The organism is Streptomyces sp. NPDC102514 (assembly GCF_055584525.1).
The window spans coordinates 102,029-119,158 of sequence record NZ_JBVJLW010000016.1 but is presented as its reverse complement, the minus strand read 5'-3'; the positions used below and the strand labels follow the sequence as shown (position 1 = coordinate 119,158).

The following is a 17,130-nucleotide window of genomic DNA, read 5'->3' as shown; positions in this document are numbered from 1 at the left end:
TTATGCCGTTTTCTTGTGCCGCTCGTGGTGCCGGGCGACACGGGCACGGTTTCCGCACGAGGGCTTGCACCACTCCTGACGCGGGTGGTCCTTGAGGAAGTAGCGCACACAGCGCGGGGCATGGCAGGCGCGCAGCCGCTGCCGGTCGGGACTCGCGAGGAAGGCGATGGCGGCGCGGGCCAGGGCCGACGCGAGAGCGGAACCGTCGTGCGCGGGCTCCTGACGTGCGAGGGGTTCGCCGCGTACGAACGGTTCTTGGCGTACGACGGATTGCTGGCGTACGAACGGTTCCTGGCGTACGACGGGTTCGGCGCCCTCTGTCCACGAGAGCACCGGGACGGTCGGGACCAGGGCGGCCCGGGCGTTGAGCAGTTCGACGGCGTCGCGCAACGGGATCAGCCGGCCCGCGTCGGCCGGGCTCGGCTCATCGGGGCGCACGGCGTGGGCGAACAGGGCGCGCACGGCGGCGCGTACCTCGCGGACGGCGGCCAGTGCGGCGGCGTCGGCCTGAAATTCGGCGGACCTGATCCCTTTGATTCCGGCGGGCCCGGCCGACCCGACGGTCTCCGTGGGCTCGGTGGCGCCGGATCCGGGCGCGACGGCCGCGACGGTCGTCACGGCCGAAACCGCCTCCGGATGCTCGGCCACCCACGCCGCAAGGCCCTGCGCGGTGGCGAGATCGTCGGCCACTCCGCCCCGGCCGTCGTGGCGGACGGTCAGGGCGAGGTCCAGGGCGAGCCGTGCGTCCGCGCTGAGCGAGTCGGTCATGGCCTAATGATACGGGCCGCCGCAACCATTAACTCCCGGATACCGTTGGCTCCCGGATACCGTGACGCCGGTCCTCGGGCCTGTTCAGCTCTCCGCCGCTTCCGTCCCCTCCGTCCCCTCCGGCGGAATCACCGCCACCGGGCCCGCCGCGTGCAGCAGGACCGCCTGTGTGACCGAGCCCATCATGCGGGCGGGTGCGAGCAGGCGTCGGCGATGGCGGCCCACCACCACGAGGTCCGCTCCCCGGGAGGCCGCGACGAGTTGGCCCGCCGCGTCGCCGGGCAGTACGTACAGATCGACGCCGACCCCGGGGTGCCGCTCGGCGTGCGGTGCGACGAAGCCCGCGGTCAGGGTCCTCGTCTCGGACTCGATGGCGTCCTCGTCGACGACCGGCGGCGGTACGAGGTCGCCGGACTGCACCGGCCAGGGGAACACGGCGAGCACCTGGAGGCGTGCCTCGCGCCGCGCGGCCTCGGCGAACGCGAACGCGAGGGCCTCGTTGTTCGGGCTGTCCACGTGCAGTCCGACGACCACACGCGGCCCGGGGGTGACGAGTTCGGAGTCGTGCACCTCCCGTCCGGGCCTGGGGACCACCACGACGGGGCACTCCGCGTCGCGCGCGGCGGCCGTGCCGTTCGAGCCGAGGAGCAGGCTCGCAAAACCGCCCCGGCCTCGGGAGCCGAACACCATCAGCTGTGCGTCGGAGCCCAGGCCGGGCAGCAGACCGGCGGGGGCGCCGTCCAGCGCGAGGTACTCCGTGACCGGCGCGTCCTCGCCCAGATCCTTGAGCCGGTCGCGGACCAGGTCGAGCACCTGATCGGTGTCCGGCTCGGGCTGGACGGCGGCGAGCGTCTCCGGCCGCAGCAGGAGGGGCCCGTACTCCCGCACATGGACCACGCGCAGGGGCGCCTCGCGTCGGCGGGCCGCGTCGAGGGCCCAGTCGAGGGCGCGCAGGCTGTCGTCCGATCCGTCGACAGCAGCGATGACGGGCAGGGTGTTCATGGGATTCTCGCCTCCGGAACGTCTTCTTCCGCTTCCTGTGGCCAGCCTCGCTCAGGCAGGACCCCAGGAAGGGGTCGAAGATCGCGTGTCCGGAAAAAGGGGCGGGAAACTCCCCCTCTTCGGGCGGGATCGGATCTCGCACGAGGTCGAATCCCGGCCGAGGCCGGATCTCAGGTGAGACCGGAGCTCAGGTGAGGTCGAACTCCCCCTCCCGCGCCCCCGACACGAACGCGCCCCACTCCGCGGGCGTGAAGATCAAGGACGGGCTTTCCGGCCGGCCGCTGTTGCGCATCGCGATGAAACCCTCGACAAAGGCGATCTGGACATCCCCCTGCCCACGGCTGCTCGAATGCCAGTCGGCGCTGCTGAGGTCAAGCTCCGGCTTGTCCCAGCCCGCGAGCGGGTGCTGCTGGATGGTGCTCTCGGCCACGTCCGTGCTCCTCCCGGTTCGTCGTCCGCGGCCAGCCTAGCTTTCGGCACCTGCCGCGCACAGGCCACGTAAGAAGGACATTCACGAGGTGGGCGGCGCGGCTCCGACCAGCCACATCGAGAAGAACTGGGAGCCGCCGCCGTAGGCGTGCCCGAGGACCCGGCGTGCGCCGTCGACCTGGTGTTCTCCGGCCTGTCCACGTACCTGAAGTGCGGCTTCGGCGAAGCGGATCATCCCGGAGGCCCCGATGGGGTTGGTGGAGAGCACCCCTCCCGACATGTTCACCGGAAGGTCGCCGTCCAGTTCCGTGACCCCGGATTCGGTGAGCTTCCAGCCCTCGCCCTCGTCCGCGAAGCCCAGATTCTCCAGCCACATGGGCTCGTACCAGGAGAACGGGACGTACATCTCGACCGCGTCGATGTCCCGGCGGGGGTCCGCGATGCCCGCCTGCCGGTACACGTCGGCCGCGCAGTCCTTGCCGGCCTGCGGGGAGACGAAGTCCTTGCCCGCGAAGAGCGTCGGTTCGCTGCGCATCGCGCCGCCGTGCATCCAGGCGGCCGGCCGCGGCGAACGGGCCGCGCCCGCCCGGTCGGTGAGGACCATCGCGCAGGCGCCGTCGGAGGACGGGCAGGTCTCCGAGTAGCGGATCGGGTCCCAGAGCATCGGCGAGGCCTGGACCTTCTCCAGCGTGATGTCGTGCTCGTGCAGATGCGCGTACGGGTTCTTGAGCGCGTTGCGGCGGTCCTTGTACGCGACCAGGGAGCCGACCGCGTCGGGGGCACCGGTACGCCGCATGTAGGCGCGCACGTGCGGGGCGAAGAAGCCGCCCGCGCCGGCGAGCAGGGGCTGCTGGAAGGGGATCGGCAGGGACAGGCCCCACATGGCGTTCGACTCGGACTGCTTCTCGTAGGCGAGGGTCAGTACGGTGCCGTGGACGCGGCCCGCGATCAGGTTCGTGGCGACGAGCGCGGTCGAGCCGCCGACGGAGCCAGCGGTGTGGACGCGCAGCATCGGTTTGCCGACCGCGCCGAGGGCGTCGGCGAGGTACAGCTCGGGCATCATGACGCCCTCGAAGAAGTCGGGCGCCTTGCCGATGACGACGGCGTCGATGTCGGCCCAGGTCAACTCGGCGTCGGCGAGAGCGCGTTGAGCGGCCTCGCGGACGAGTCCCGCGATCGACACGTCCCGTCGGGCCGCCACGTGCTTGGTCTGGCCGATCCCGACGACGGCCACGGGCTCCTTGCCCGTCGCGGGGCTCGTCACCGGGCTCGCCGCCCGGCTCGTTGCGGGGCTCATCGCGGGTCTCCTTCCAGTACGGCGACCAGGTTCTGTTGCAGACAGGGCCCCGAAGTGGCGTGCGCCAGTGCCCGGTCGGAGTCGCCGCGCCCGATCCGGGCGGCGGCTTCGCCGATCCGGATGAGCCCGGCGGCCATGATGGGATTGGCGGCGAGCGCTCCCCCGGACGGATTGACGTCGACGCCTTCGTCCAGGCGCAGGGCCTTGCGCAGCACCACTTCCTGGGAGCTGAAGGGCGCGTGCAACTCGGCCGTGTCGACCGGTCCTTCGAAGGCGCCCGCCCGTTCCGCCGCCAGCCGCGTGGAGGGCGAGTCGGTCAGATCCCGTACCCCCAGGCCGTGCGCCTCGATGCGGTGGTCGATGCCCCGAATCCAGGCGGGCCGCTCGCACAGTTCACGGGCCCGCTCCCCCGCGGCGAGGATCACGGCGGCGGCCCCGTCGCCGATGGGCGGACAGTCGCCGGTGCGCAGGGGGCGTACGGCGTACTCGCCCCGCGGCACCGAACCGCGCAGCTGCGCATGGGAGTTGCCGGTGGCCGAGGCCCGGCTGCGGGTGGCGACGGCGGCGAGCGCCGGCTCGTCCGTGTCGCCCGCGTCGATGAGCGCCTGCGCCTGGAGGGCGGCCAGCGCGACGGAGTCGGGCCACAGGGGGGCCACGTAGTACGGGTCGAGCTGCCGGGTCAGCACATCGCGTACGGAGCCGGGGGACGACTTGCCGTACGCGTACACCAGTGCGGTGTCCGCGTCACCGGTGAGGAGCTTCGTCCAGGCCTCGTAGAGGGCCCACGCGCCGTCCATCTCCACGTGCGACTCGGAGATCGGCGGCCAGGCTCCCACGCCGTCCAGGGCCATGGTGAAGGAGAAGGCCCGGCCCGCGAGATAGTCCGTGGAGCCGGAGCAGGTGAAGCCGATGTCGCTGGTCTTCAACCCGGTCTGCGCCAGCACCCGGTGCAGGACCGGCATGAGCATCTCCACCTCGGAGAACTCGTCGCTGGTGCGCCGGTGGTCGGTCTGCGCGAAGGCGACGACAGCGATGTCCCGGAGCGGGCCGGGTACGGACCTCGGTGCGGGCATCTACAACAGCTCCTTGTACGTCTCGTAGTCCGCGTCGGGTTCGCCGGTGGGCCTGTAGTGGTCGGGGTGGCCGCCCCCGTCCGACCACACGGGTTCGACCCGCAGTCCCATGCGCACCTGGTCGTAGGGGATGCCGCCGATCCGGCCGTGCAGGGCGAGGTCGGCGCCGTCGAGAGCGATGTGCGCGTAGACGTACGGCACTTCGATGTCGAGGTTCTTCGCCTTGATGTTGACGATGCAGTAGGTCGTCACTGTGCCACGTGGACCCACTTCGACCCGTTCCAATGTGGCCACACCACATGTGGGGCACGCACCCCTGGGCGGGACGTACACCTTGCGGCACGACGGGCAGCGCTCTCCGACGACCCGCCGCTCGGCGAGCGCGTGGATGTAGGCGGTCTGGGCGCGGCCCGGCGAGTACGTGTAGTCGAGCCGGGCGGGCGCGACGATGCCGGTCACCAGGTCCTCGAACCGCCCGTCGCTGCCGGTGAGTGTGGCGGTGCCGTCGTCGTGGGGCTCGAAGCAGGCGATGTCCGTGATGGCGCCGGAGCGTTCGCCGGCCCAGCGGACCCGTACGCGCATACCGGTGCGCACGGAGTCGGGGCCGCCGGGGGCGTCGAGAGCGTGCAGCAGCCCGGTGTCGGCGCCGTCGAGCCGCACCAGCACCCAGGCGAACGGCCGGTCGAGCGGCTGGCCCCGGCGGGGTTCGGGGTTCCAGGCCCAGGTGGTGACGGTCCCGGTGGCCGCGACCTCGACGAGTTCGCTCAACTCTTCGGAGGTGACGGGGTCGTACTCGACGGGCGGCACCAGCGTGCGCCCGTCGACGGTCCTCACCCCCAGGACGACCCGCTCGCGCAACCCGGTCAGAAACGCACTCTGAACGGGCCCGAGGGACCGCGTAAAAGGAAACTCGACGACAAGGGGAGCTTTGAGAACTTCGGGCACGGATTCTCCTCACACACAGGGGGCTTTCGGCCCCGTCAGGGGCAGCACCCCGCCAGGGGTGGCGCCCGTCAGGGGCGCGGGGAACTGCGCGCCCAGCCACAACGGACCCGCAACGACGAACCGTCCTCCGCGAGGCGGGTAGAGCGGCGGTACACGATGGGCCACGGCGGGACTCACTGCCGCCGATACACCGCGGGCCGCCGCTCGGCGAAGGCCCGAGCCCCCTCCTTCGCATCAGCGGTGTCAAACACCGGCCACCCCCGCTTCAGCTCGGCGGCCAGCCCCTCCGACTCGCTCATCTCCGCGGTCTCGTACACGGACGCCTTCACCGCCTCGACGGCCAGCGGCCCGCACGCGTTGACCTGCTCGGCGATGGCCAGGGCCTTCTCCAGCGCGGTCCCGTCGGGCACGACATGCCCGATCAGCCCGATGCCGGCGGCCTCCCGCGCCGAGTACGGCCGCCCGGTCAGCAGCATCTCCAGTGCGTGCGTCCGCGGAATCTGCCGCTGGAGCCGCACCGTCGAGCCCCCGATCGGGAACAGCCCGCGCCGCACCTCGAAGAGCCCGAACGTGGCGGACTCCCCCGCGACCCGGATGTCGGTCCCCTGGAGGATCTCGGTGCCGCCGGCCACACAGTGGCCCTCGACCGCGGCGATCACGGGTTTGCGCGGCCGGTGATGCCGCAGCATCGCTTTCCAGTGCAGATCGGGGTCGGCCGTGAGGCGCTCCCGGTGCTGCTGCCCCTCCATCCCCTTGCCCGCGAGGGCCTTGAGGTCCATGCCCGCGCAGAACGCGCCGCCCGCGCCGGTCAGGACGATCGAGCGGATGGCGTCGTCCTCGTCGGCCTCGACCCAGCCGTCGTACAGGCCGACCAGCATCGGCAGCGAGAGCGCGTTCTTGGCCTCGGGCCTGTTGAGCGTGAGCACCAGTGTGGCGCCTTCGCGCTGCACGGTGAGGTGTTCCGTCCCACCCATAGCCGTCCTCCCGTCTCAGGAACGAGAACAGGTTGCAGGAGGCGCCGAAGCAGTTCAAGGGTTTTCTGACAGACAGTCAGATTTCTTCTGCGCGGACCCTTCACAGTTGTGGCGGGCTTTGCTCTGATGACCGGCGAAGCGATGACGCACGTCCCTTCATCGACGCGCGGCCGATACGTCCCATGCCCGTCTCGGCGCACGCCGGTGTCCGTCGATGCTTGCCGGGGTCTGGAGGAGCGGTGGAGTACAACCTTGCCGACCTGTTCGAGTCGGTGGTCGACGTGGTCCCCGACCGTGAGGCACTGATCCACATCGACCATCCCGGTACGGGAGCCGAGCGCCGCCTCACCTACGCGGAGCTGGACGCGGCGGCCAACCGCGTCGCCCACCATCTGATCGACAGCGGCATCCGCCCCGGTGAGCACCTCGGACTGCACCTCTACAACGGCATCGAGTACCTGCAGACCGTCCTCGGGTGCCTGAAGGCACGGATCGTGCCGGTCAACGTCAACTACCGTTATGTCGAAGAGGAGTTGATCTACCTCTACAAGGATGCCGACCTGGTGGCGCTGGTCTTCGACGCGGAGTTCACCGAGCGGGTTGCGGCGGCCCTGCCGCGCACCCCGGCGCTGCGCCTCCTCATGCGGGTGGGGGTTCCGGCCCTGGACGCGCCCCCGCTGCCGGCGCTGGACTTCGCGGCGGCCGAGGCCACCGGATCCCCCGGGCGGGGCTTCCCTGCACGGTCGGCCGACGACCAGTTCATCATCTATACCGGCGGCACGACCGGGATGCCGAAGGGCGTGATGTGGCGTCAGGAGGACCTGTTCTTCTCGGGGTTGGGCGGCGGTGCTCCGACCGGCGATCCGGTGAAGAAGCCGGAGGAGCTGGCCGAGCGGGTGGCGGCCGGCGGCGACGGGATCACCTTCTTCCCCACGGCTCCGCTGATGCACGGCACCTCGACCCTCACCGCCTTCATCGGTTTCCACTTCGGTCAACGCATCGTGATCCACAGCAAGTTCGTGCCCGACAAGGTGCTGCGGACCATCGAGAGGGAGAAGGTGACCAGTGTGTCGCTGGTCGGCGACGCGATGCTGCGGCCACTGATCGACGCGTTGAACGGTTCCATGAAGGGCACCGACTGCTCCTCCCTGTTCAGCGTCTCCTCGTCCGGCGCGATCATGTCGGAGACGGTGCGGGCCCAGTTCCAGGCCCTCGTCCCAAACGTGATGCTGCTCAACAACTTCGGCTCCTCGGAGTCCGGCTTCAACGGCACGGCGACCGCCGACTCGGGTCCCGGACGCGGTTTCCGCATCCAGGTCAACTCCCGTACGCAGGTGGTGGACCCGGCGACGTACGAGCCGGTCGCCGTCGGTGAGCCGGGGCGCATCGCGCAGCGCGGACACGTGCCTCTCGGCTACTACAACGACCCGAGGAAAACCGCCGAGACCTTCTTCGAGAAGGACGGCGAGCGCTGGGTGCTGCTCGGCGACATGGCGACGGTCGACGAGGAGGGCATCGTCACCGTGCTGGGCCGCGGCTCGCAGTGCATCAACACCGGTGGGGAGAAGGTGTATCCGGAGGAGGTCGAGCAGGCGCTGAAGTCGCACCCCGACGTGTACGACGCGCTGGTGGCCGGGGTGCCCGACGCGACGTGGGGCAACCATGTGGCGGCCGTGGTGCAGCTGCGCGAGGGCGGCGGGCGGCTCTCCCTGGACGAGATCCAGACCCACTGCCGTACCCATCTGGCGGGCTACAAGATCCCGCGCCAGCTGGTGATCACCGATTCCATCCAGCGGTCACCGAGCGGCAAGGCGGACTACCGCTGGGCACGGTCGGTGGCGGCCGAGGCGTCGGAGACTGCACGCTGAAAAGGCGGTTCATGCGTTGGAGGGGTCGGTGGTCGGTTCATGTGTTGAAGGGCCGGTAGTGGACGAGGGCGCGGCCGTCGCTCCCGTCCCGCACCGTCAACTCCACCGCCACGGCGCCTCCTTCGGCGTACGGGTCCAGGGTCAGGCCCCCGCAGCGGTCGGCATCCTCCTCGACGCAGTCCGTACGCAGTTCCAGGTCGGGGTAGGTGTCGGCCAGCCAGGTGTCGAGGTCGGCCCGGGCGATACGGAACCGGATGTCGTACAGTGTGTCGATGCCGTGCTGCACGACGCAGGCCGCGTCCTTCGCCCCGGACGGCAGCCGCTCCTGGTCCGCGAACCGCAGCGCCTCCCGGCACGGCACCTTCACCCCCGCGACCCGCGGGTCACCGGCCTGCGTGTCCCCGCTCCGCGCTCCGCCGGACCGCGTGTCCTCGCCCTCGTCGGGCCCGGCGGAAGCCGTCGCCCAGACCGCCCAGCCGAGACAGGCCAGCGCCAGCGCGGCGACCAGCCCGCCCACCCCGGCTGCCCTTCCTCCAGTACGTGACACCCGCACCCCTCCGTCTCTTGCTCCGGGGCACCGATCGCCCGCTCGTCCGCCCGTCTGCTCGTCCACTCGGCAGGGAAGAGGGGTGATCGGCGGACCCGGTTCCCGCCGCACGCCTTGACGGCCGCCCGTACGGCTGGATTACTTGATCCCCGAGGACACGACCGAATGATCGGTCGCCCGAAATGACCCAGGGGTGAGGGAGAAGGCCTGTGGCGGATGTGACGGACCTGCTGGACGCGGGCGAACGGCTCGACGCCGACGGCCTGCGCGCGCTCCAGCTGGAGCGGCTGCGGACCACCCTGCGGCACGCGTACGAGAACGTGCCGTTCTACCGCGACTCCTTCGACAAGGCGGGGCTGCGGCCCGAGGACTGCCACTCGCTCGCCGATCTGGCCCGCTTCCCCTTCACCACGAAGGCGGACCTGCGCGACAACTACCCGTACGGGATGTTCGCCGTGCCCCGGGACCGTATTCGCCGCATCCATGCCTCCAGCGGCACCACGGGGCTCCCCACGGTCGTCGGATACACCGAGAACGACCTCTCCATGTGGTCCGACATGGTGGCCCGCTCGATCCGCGCGGCGGGCGGCCGGCCCGGTGACATCGCACATGTGGCCTACGGCTATGGCCTGTTCACCGGTGGGCTCGGCGCACACTACGGCGCCGAACGGCTCGGCTGTACGGTCATTCCGGCGTCCGGCGGCATGACCGCGCGCCAGGTCCAGCTGATCCAGGACCTGAAGCCCGGGATCATCATGGTGACGCCCTCCTACATGCTGACGATTCTCGACGAGTTCGAGCGTCAGGGTGTGGATCCGCGCCACACCTCGCTCCGCGTGGGCATCTTCGGTGCCGAGCCCTGGACCGAGGAGATGCGCCGGGAGATCGAGGAACGGTTCGCCATCGACGCGGTCGACATATACGGGCTGTCGGAGGTGATCGGCCCCGGGGTGGCCCAGGAGTGCGTGGAGACGAAGGACGGACTGCACATCTGGGAGGACCACTTCTTCCCGGAGGTCGTCGATCCGCTCACGGGCGAGGTGCTGCCGGACGGCGAGGAGGGCGAGCTGGTGTTCACCTCCCTCACCAAGGAGGCCATGCCCGTGATCCGCTACCGGACCCGGGACCTGACCACGCTGCTGCCCGGCACGGCCAGGGGCTTCCGCCGGATGCGCAAGATCACCGGCCGCAGCGACGACCTGGTCATCGTGCGCGGGGTGAACCTCTTCCCCACCCAGGTCGAGGAGATCGTCCTGCGCACCCCGGGCGTCGCCCCGCACTTCCAGCTGCGGCTGACCCGCGAGGGCCGCCTCGACTCGCTCACCGTCCGGGCCGAGGCGCGCGCGGGCGCCACCCCGGAGATCCGCGACGCGGCCGCGCGCTCCATCGCGGCGGCCGTGAAAGACGGCATCGGCGTCTCGGCGCGGGTCGAGATCGTCGAACCGGAGTCGCTGGAGCGGTCGGTGGGCAAGATCCGGCGCATCGTGGACCTGCGCCCGCGATAGCCGACTGCAGCGGCGACGGCGACCCGGCACGGCCCGCGCTGCCCATCCGGCCCATGTGGTCCCGAACCGGCTGGGTCCGGGCCACATGGGCCCGGACCACATGTGTCCGGGCTAGGGCCTGTCTGACAGGCCCTAGGGGTGGGGTGTCGAGCCGTACGCCATCAGGAAGCGGTCGCGGAAGGAGTCCATCCGCCAGACCGGGGCCGTGTCGTCGGGCTTGAGGCCCTCGGTCCAGTTCCAGTCGTCGATCTTGTCGAGGACGGACTTGTCGTGGGCGACGATCGAGACCGGCACGTCCCGGTTGGCGTGGTCGCCGCTCACCCTGGCGAGGGGCTGGTGGTCGCCCAGGAAGACCAGCACGGTGTTCTTGTTGCCGTACTTCACCACGTAGTCGATGAGGCTGGTCACGGAGTACTGGATGGACTTGCCGTACTCCTCCTTGACCTTGGTCGAGTCGTAGAAGACGTCCGCGGGCTTCTTGCCGTCCTTCTGGATGTCCTTGTAGACCGAGCCATCGCCGACCTCGTCCCAGGGGATCGTCTTGGGGATCGGCGCCCAGGGCTGGTGGCTGGAGGTCAGGATGATCTCCGACATCAGCGGCTTGTCGCGCTTCTTGCCGTGCTCAAGGCGCTGGTAGGCGCTCAGGGCGTACTGGTCGGGCATGGTCGACCAGCTGAACTTGGGTCCCTTGTAGCCGAGTTCCCGTGAGTCGTAGACGTTGTCGAGGCCGTAGAACGAGCCCTCGGGCCAGTTCTTCTGGACGCCCGGCATGATGCCCACGGTCCGCCAGTCGCCGGTGCGCTGGAAGGCGCCGGTGAGCGTCAGGTGATCGCCCGCGGTGACGGTGCGGTAGCGGGCCTGGTTGCTGATCCACAGCCCGGACAGGAACGTGGAGTGGCCGAGCCAGCTGCTGCCGCCGTACGTCGCCGAGGTGAGCCAGCCGCTCTTGGCCGCGTACCCGGCCTCGGTCAGCTCCGCCGTCTTGTCGTCGAGCGTGGCGTCGACCCCGGGCGCCATGATCGGATCCTCGATGGCGCTGCGGCCGTAACTCTCGATGAAGGCGAAGATGACGTCCTTGCCGCGCAGGTCCGGGACGAGCTGGGCCGGTGGTGTCTTCGCGAACTTGTCCCTCTTGGCGATCTTGGCGAACTCCGCCTCGTCCTTGAGGGTCGCCTGCACGCGGTCCACCCGGTTCTGGACGGCCCCCGCGGTGCTGCGGGCCGCGAACTGCACCCCCGCGAACTGCACGCCGAGCGCCGAGCAGGCCAGCCAGACCGTGCCGGCGACCAGCGTGGCACGGGTCGCACGCCCGCTCTGGCGGGCCAGCAGGTTGCCGAGCCGGACGACGGAGAGGGCCATCAGCGCGAATATGGCGATGACGAGCACGATGACCGCGATCACGACGGCGACCGCGCCGGTCTTGCCCATCGAGTCCTCAAGGTACGTCCGGGCGTCGTTGAACAGGGTCCAGTCGAGTACGACGTTGAAGCCGCGTCCGAGGAATTCGTTGAAGCCGAGGTCGAGGAGGTTCAGGACGGTCATCGCGCCCAGGCTCAGACCGGCGAGGACGGCCGTGATGAGCCTCAGCGTCTTCGGCAGGACCATGAGGACGGCCGCGCCGAAGATCGCCTCCACCGGCAGCCGGAGGAACACGGCGGGCCGGAAGCGGTCGGGATCGTTCGGCATGAGCAGCGCGAAGAGCACGAGCAGGGCGGCGAGGGAGGTGATCGTCCAGGTCACGGTCCGGGCGGCGCCGGGGTGCTTGGCGCGCCAGCCGCGGGGGGTGGGGGGTGCCTCGGCCGCCTCCTCGGTACCGGCCGAGGCGTCCTCGTCGGCGTCGGGGACGGCGGACGTGCCCTTGCCCTCGGCGGTGGACGCTTCCCCGACAGCGGACGCATCCGCGGCGGCGGATATGTCCGCGCCGGCGGGGGCGGCCTCGTCGGCGGCCGGGTCCGTCTGCTCGGCGGGGGCGTCCGCCTTCTCGGCGGCCGGGGCCGCCTTCTCCGTGGGCGTGCTGTCCGCCGGAGGCACTGCCTCGGGCATCTCGGGTTCCTTCGGGGTCGTCCGGTCCAGGTCCGGCAATGAGTGAGAGTTCGTGGTGCTAGACAACCCGAAGGTCCTTCCGTGCGAAACCCGGTGGTGGCTGGGCGGACCAGGCTCGGGTGGTCGGACCGCCGTAACGTAACTGGTACGGCCCACCAGCGTGTTCAGTTCAGCGGGGCGGGGGTTCGCCCGGCAAAGGTTCAGTCACCGGTGGGTCAAGGTCACGAGGGGTCGCCGCCGGGGAGCCCTCCCCGAACCGGTCCCGCAGTTCCCGCTTGAGGATCTTCCCGCTCGCGTTGCGCGGCAGTTCGTCCACGAACACCACCCGCTTCGGCGCCTTGAAGTGGGCGAGCTTCTCGCGGGCGTGGGCGAGCAGTTCGTCCTCCGTGACCTCGCCACGGCGTACGACGACCGCGGTGACGGCCTCGATCCACCGCTCGTCGGGCAGGCCGACCACCGCGGCCTCGGCCACCTCGGGATGGGTGTAGAGCGCGTCCTCGACCTGCCGTGAAGCGACCAGTACGCCTCCGGAGTTGATGACGTCCTTCACCCGGTCGACGACGGTGAAGTATCCCTCCGCGTCCCGCACCACGAGATCACCGGAGTGGAACCAGCCGTCCCGGAAGGCCTCGGCGCTCTCCTCCGGCTTGTCCCAGTAGCCCTCGCAGAGCTGCGGCGACCGGTAGACGACCTCGCCGGAGGTGCCGTCGGGCACGTCCTTGCCGTCCTCGTCGACCACCCGCGCGTCCACGAAGAGCACCGGACGTCCGCAGGAGTCCATCCGCTTCTTGCGGTGCTCGTGCGGCCCGAGAACCATGGCCAGCGGACCGATCTCGCTCTGGCCGAAGCAGTTGTAGAAGGCCAGCTTCGGCAGCCTGGAGCGCAGTCGTTCCAGCACGGGCACCGGCATGATCGACGCCCCGTAGTACGCCTTGCGCAGTCCGCTCAGGTCACGGGTGGCGAAGTCGGGACGGTTCGACAGGCCGATCCACACGGTCGGCGGCGCGAAGAGGCTGTCCGCCCGGCCGGCCTCGACGAGGTCGAACAGCCGGTCCCCGTCGGGGGCGTCGAGAATGGTGTTGGTGGCGCCGACCGCGAGGTAGGGCAGCAGGAACACGTGCATCTGCGCCGAGTGGTAGAGCGGCAGCGAGTGCACGGGCAGATCCCCCGCGCTCAGGTCGAGTGCGGTGATCGCGCTCAGATACTCGTGCACCAGCGCGCGGTGGGTCAGCATCGCGCCCTTGGGCAGGGCCGTCGTGCCCGAGGTGTAGAGCAACTGCACCAGGTCCTCGGTGCGCGGCTCGGGGCCGTCGTAGGGGGGTGTCGACTCCAGCCGGGCGAGCAGCGAGTCATCGGCGTCGCGCAGCGGCAGCACGCGTACGCCGTCGGGGAGCCGGTCCGCGAGGTCCGGGTCCGCCAGCACCAGGGTGCTGCCCGACTGGCCGACGATGTACGCGAGATCGTCGCCGGTGAGGTTCTGGTTCACCGGCACATGGACGAGTCCGGCGCGGGCGCAGGCCAGGAAGCCGATGAGGTACGCGTCGGAGTTGTGCCCGTAGGCGCCGACGCGGTCTCCCGGGGCGAGTCCCGAGGAGCGCAGGACCTCGGCCGCGCGGGAGACCGCCTCGTCGAGTTCGGCGTAGGTCCAGGTGCGTTCGCGGTAGGTGACCGCGGCGCGAACCGGGGTGCGCCGGGCGCTGCGTCGCAGCACCCCGTCAACCGTGCTGCCGTGTCCAGGCGTCATGGGACTTGATCCTGGTTCCGTCCAGGTCGCAGGTCAAGCCGGGCGGCACGGGCTCCGGAACGTGCGATGAGGACGGTCTCTTGTGGCATGGGACCACACAGGACCGGCGCACATGTGGTCCGGAGCCACATGGCACCGAACCACATGTGCGCCGAGGCCTCACACCGGTCGCGTACGACCCTCCCAGTACGGCTCCCGAAGCCGTCGTTTGTAGAGCTTCCCGTTCGGGTCGCGGGGCATCGTCTCGATGAAGTCGACGCTCCCGGGCCGCTTGTAGCCGGCGAGTTGCTGTGCGCAGTGTTCGAGGATTCGCGCGGCCAGCGCCTCGCCCGGCTCGAAGCCGGGAGCGGGTTCGACGACCGCCTTCACCGCCTCGCCCCAGTCGTCGTGCGGGATCCCGAAGGCGGCCGCGTCGGCGACGGCGGGGTGGGTGAGGAGCGCGGCCTCTATCTCGGCGGGATAGATGTTGACCCCGCCCGAGATGATCATGTCGATCTTGCGGTCGCGGAGGAAGAGATAGCCGTCCTCGTCGATGTACCCCAGGTCGCCGACGGTGAAGAAGTCCCCGATACGGTTCTTCCTCGTCTTGGTCTCGTCCTTGTGGTAGGAGAATCCGCCGGTACTCATCTTCATGTAGACGGTGCCGAGTTCGCCGGGCGGCAGCCTGTTGCCGTCGTCGTCGAAGACGGCGAGCTCGCTGATGGGCCACGCCTTGCCGACCGTGCCGGGTTTCTTCAGCCAGTCCTCGGCGGTGGCGAAGGCCCCACCGCCCTCACTGGCCGCGTAGTACTCCTCGACGCTGTGGCCCCACCACTCGATCATGGCCCGTTTCACATGGTCCGGGCAGGGGGCGGCACCATGGATGGCGTGCCGCATGGACGACACGTCGTACGCCTCTCTGGTGTGTTGAGGCAACGCGAGCAGGCGGTGGAACTGGGTCGGCACCATATGGGTGTGGGTGCACTGATGGGTGTCGATGAGCCGGAGCATCTCCTCGGGCGTCCACTTGTCCATCAGCACCAGCCGGTGCCCGATGTGCAGGGACGCGCCCGCGAACTGCAGGACCGCCGTGTGGTAGAGCGGCGAGCACACCAGATGCACGTTGCCGTCGAACGGTTTGATGCCGAAGATGCCGAGGAAGCCGCCGAGATACGTCTCCTCGGGGAGCTTGCCGGGCAGCGGGCGGCGGATGCCGCGCGGGCGTCCCGTGGTGCCGGAGGTGTAGTTCATGACCCAGCCGAGCGTCCGGTCCGCGGGCACGGTCCCGGGCTGTCCGTCGAGGAGGTCGCCGTACGGCCGGAACCCCTCGATCGAACCGGCCGTGCCGACCGCACCCACCGCGTACCGCCGGTCCGCGGGGAGCTTCGCCTCGTCGGCCGCGTGGCGTGCGGCGTCGCCGAACCGCTCGTGCGCGATGAGCGCCTTGGCCCCGGAGTCGGCGACGATCCAGGCGATCTCGGGGCCGACCAGATGGTGGTTGACGGGCACGAGGTAGAAACCGGCCTGGGAGGCGGCGAGGTAGACGGTGAGGAACTCGACGCCGTTGGGCAGCACGACGGCGAAGGAGTCGCCGCGTTCGAGCCCGGCGGCGCGCAGTCCGTGGACCAGGCGGTTGGCCTCGGCGTGCAGCCGTCCGGCGGTCCACTCCTCGCCGTCGGTCGCGACGAGCACGACGCGTTCGGGGTCGGCGGTGGCCTGGGACCAGAAACCGTTGGGGGGCTGGCTCACTCGTGGCTCCTTCCGGCGATGCGGTCGAGTCGGTCCACGGCCTCCTCGAAACCGCGGGTGAGGTCGTCGACGACCTCCTGGACACCGCGTTCACTGTTCATACGGCCGACGATCTGTCCCACGGGGGTGCCGAGCAGCGGTTCCACCTCGTGCTTCTGGATCCGTGAGACCGCCTCGGCGACCAGGATTCCCTGCAATGGCATGGGGAGCGTGCCGGGTCCGTTCGGGTCGTCCCAGGCGTCGGTCCATTCGGTACGCAGCTGCCGTGCGGGTTTCCCGGTCAGGGCGCGCGAGCGGACCGTGTCGCCGGACCCGGCGGCGAGGAGTTTGCGTGTCAGGGCGCGCGAGTGCATATCGGCCTCTGTGGTGGTCAGCCATATGGAGCCGAGCCATACACCCTGGGCGCCGAGTGTGAGGGCGGCGGCCATCTGCTGTCCGCTGCCGATGCCCCCGGCGGCGAGCACGGGCAGGGGCGCGACGGCTTCGACGACCTCGGGCGTGAGCACCATGGAGGCGATCTCACCGGTGTGGCCGCCGCCCTCGTAGCCCTGGGCGACGACGATGTCGATGCCCGCCTCGGCGTGCTTGCGCGCGTGCCGGGCGCTGCCCGCGAGGGCGGCCACCAGCACGCCCTTCTCATGGGCGCGCGCGATGACGTCGGCGGGCGGCGAACCGAGCGCGTTGGCTAGCAGCTTGATCGGGTAGTCGAAGGCGACGTCCAGCTGGGTGCGGGCGACCTGTTCCATCCAGCCGGTGATGCGCCAGCCGGAGGCCTCGCCCTCGTCGAGTTCGGGGACCGCGTACTTGGCCAGGGTGTCCCTGACGTACTGCCGGTGCCCCTCGGGGATCATCGCCTCGACGTCGGCCTCGGTGACGCCCTCGACCTTCTTGGCGGGCATGACGACATCGAGCCCGTACGGCATTCCGTCGACGTGTGCCTCGATCCAGTCGAGGTCCCGTTTGAGCTCGTCGGGGTCGGTGTAGCGGACCGCGCCGAGCACGCCGAGTCCACCGGCCCGGCTGATGGCAGCGGCGACGGCGGGGAACGGCGTGAAGCCGAAGAGGGCGTGCTCGACTCCCAGTTTCTTGCTCAGCTCCGTCTGCATGGGCGCAGGATGCCGCAGTCCCGTGGACGAGGGAAGACCTTTTCTGATGGGCCGTCAGTTTTTTGAGACCGTGGACGAGTCGGAGCGCCACCGTTGACACC

14 protein-coding genes are annotated in these 17,130 nt (G+C 70.3%); 2 read left to right on the top strand and 12 right to left on the bottom strand.

All coding sequences use genetic code 11. The annotated features are described in order from the left end of the window. From ACZ60E_RS34195 to ACZ60E_RS34165, 7 genes are all read right to left on the bottom strand, one after another. Entirely contained in the window at positions 1 to 768 is a 768-nt protein-coding gene (locus ACZ60E_RS34195) for a CGNR zinc finger domain-containing protein (protein WP_469445536.1), read from the bottom strand. Between the two features lie 84 nt (positions 769 to 852). Next, entirely contained in the window at positions 853 to 1,770 is a 918-nt protein-coding gene (locus tag ACZ60E_RS34190; protein ID WP_469445535.1) for a universal stress protein, read from the bottom strand. A gap of 187 nt (positions 1,771 to 1,957) precedes the next feature. Continuing rightward, positions 1,958 to 2,200, bottom strand: a complete 243-nt coding sequence (locus ACZ60E_RS34185; RefSeq protein ID WP_055617755.1) for a DUF397 domain-containing protein — start codon at positions 2,198 to 2,200, stop codon at positions 1,958 to 1,960. An 81-nt stretch (positions 2,201 to 2,281) separates the two neighbouring features. Next, entirely contained in the window at positions 2,282 to 3,496 is a 1,215-nt protein-coding gene (locus tag ACZ60E_RS34180; RefSeq protein ID WP_453791650.1) for a thiolase domain-containing protein, read from the bottom strand. Next, on the bottom strand, positions 3,493 to 4,569 hold the full coding sequence (locus ACZ60E_RS34175; protein WP_469445533.1) for a thiolase domain-containing protein: 1,077 nt from the start codon (positions 4,567 to 4,569) through the stop codon (positions 3,493 to 3,495). The genes ACZ60E_RS34180 and ACZ60E_RS34175 overlap by 4 nt, the downstream gene beginning before the upstream one ends. Then, complete coding sequence (locus ACZ60E_RS34170; protein ID WP_469445531.1) at positions 4,570 to 5,514, bottom strand: Zn-ribbon domain-containing OB-fold protein; 945 nt, start codon at positions 5,512 to 5,514, stop codon at positions 4,570 to 4,572. Between the two features lie 173 nt (positions 5,515 to 5,687). Further along, a complete protein-coding gene (locus tag ACZ60E_RS34165) occupies positions 5,688 to 6,488 on the bottom strand; it encodes a crotonase/enoyl-CoA hydratase family protein (RefSeq protein ID WP_385832849.1) in 801 nt (266 codons plus the stop codon). A gap of 239 nt (positions 6,489 to 6,727) precedes the next feature. On the opposite strand from ACZ60E_RS34165, the gene ACZ60E_RS34160 reads away from it, so the two are divergent. Next, on the top strand, positions 6,728 to 8,356 hold the full coding sequence (locus ACZ60E_RS34160) for an acyl-CoA synthetase (protein ID WP_469445529.1): 1,629 nt from the start codon (positions 6,728 to 6,730) through the stop codon (positions 8,354 to 8,356). Between the two features lie 37 nt (positions 8,357 to 8,393). On the opposite strand, the gene ACZ60E_RS34155 is transcribed toward ACZ60E_RS34160, so the two are convergent. Next, positions 8,394 to 8,903, bottom strand: coding sequence for a hypothetical protein (locus tag ACZ60E_RS34155; protein WP_469445528.1), 510 nt, complete (start codon positions 8,901 to 8,903; stop codon positions 8,394 to 8,396). 209 nt (positions 8,904 to 9,112) lie between these two features. Between ACZ60E_RS34155 and paaK the strand changes: the two genes are divergently transcribed. Then, a complete protein-coding gene (paaK, locus tag ACZ60E_RS34150; RefSeq protein ID WP_469445526.1) occupies positions 9,113 to 10,408 on the top strand; it encodes a phenylacetate--CoA ligase PaaK in 1,296 nt (431 codons plus the stop codon). 132 nt (positions 10,409 to 10,540) lie between these two features. On the opposite strand, the gene ACZ60E_RS34145 is transcribed toward paaK, so the two are convergent. The 4 genes from ACZ60E_RS34145 to ACZ60E_RS34130 all read right to left on the bottom strand — a co-directional run bounded on the left by ACZ60E_RS34145 (position 10,541) and on the right by ACZ60E_RS34130 (position 17,029). Next, positions 10,541 to 12,451: an alkaline phosphatase family protein gene (locus ACZ60E_RS34145; RefSeq protein WP_469445525.1), complete on the bottom strand. Its 1,911-nt coding sequence runs from the start codon at positions 12,449 to 12,451 to the stop codon at positions 10,541 to 10,543. Positions 12,452 to 12,620: 169 nt separating this feature from the next. After that, complete coding sequence (locus ACZ60E_RS34140) at positions 12,621 to 14,195, bottom strand: acyl-CoA synthetase (RefSeq protein ID WP_469445523.1); 1,575 nt, start codon at positions 14,193 to 14,195, stop codon at positions 12,621 to 12,623. A 159-nt stretch (positions 14,196 to 14,354) separates the two neighbouring features. Further along, complete coding sequence (locus tag ACZ60E_RS34135; RefSeq protein WP_469445522.1) at positions 14,355 to 15,923, bottom strand: acyl-CoA synthetase; 1,569 nt, start codon at positions 15,921 to 15,923, stop codon at positions 14,355 to 14,357. Further along, complete coding sequence (locus tag ACZ60E_RS34130; RefSeq protein ID WP_469445521.1) at positions 15,920 to 17,029, bottom strand: NAD(P)H-dependent flavin oxidoreductase; 1,110 nt, start codon at positions 17,027 to 17,029, stop codon at positions 15,920 to 15,922. Before ACZ60E_RS34130 ends, ACZ60E_RS34135 begins: the two co-directional genes overlap by 4 nt. Positions 17,030 to 17,130: the final 101 nt, after the last annotated feature.

Coding starts and splice junctions, on each gene's coding strand:
- ACZ60E_RS34195 (WP_469445536.1), bottom strand. CDS start 768: ATGACCGACTCGCTCAGCGCGGACGCACGGCTCGCCCTGGACCTCGCC.
- ACZ60E_RS34190 (WP_469445535.1), bottom strand. CDS start 1,770: ATGAACACCCTGCCCGTCATCGCTGCTGTCGACGGATCGGACGACAGC.
- ACZ60E_RS34180 (WP_453791650.1), bottom strand. CDS start 3,496: ATGAGCCCCGCAACGAGCCGGGCGGCGAGCCCGGTGACGAGCCCCGCG.
- ACZ60E_RS34175 (WP_469445533.1), bottom strand. CDS start 4,569: ATGCCCGCACCGAGGTCCGTACCCGGCCCGCTCCGGGACATCGCTGTC.
- ACZ60E_RS34165 (WP_385832849.1), bottom strand. CDS start 6,488: ATGGGTGGGACGGAACACCTCACCGTGCAGCGCGAAGGCGCCACACTG.
- ACZ60E_RS34145 (WP_469445525.1), bottom strand. CDS start 12,451: ATGCCCGAGGCAGTGCCTCCGGCGGACAGCACGCCCACGGAGAAGGCG.
- ACZ60E_RS34140 (WP_469445523.1), bottom strand. CDS start 14,195: ATGACGCCTGGACACGGCAGCACGGTTGACGGGGTGCTGCGACGCAGC.
- ACZ60E_RS34130 (WP_469445521.1), bottom strand. CDS start 17,029: ATGCAGACGGAGCTGAGCAAGAAACTGGGAGTCGAGCACGCCCTCTTC.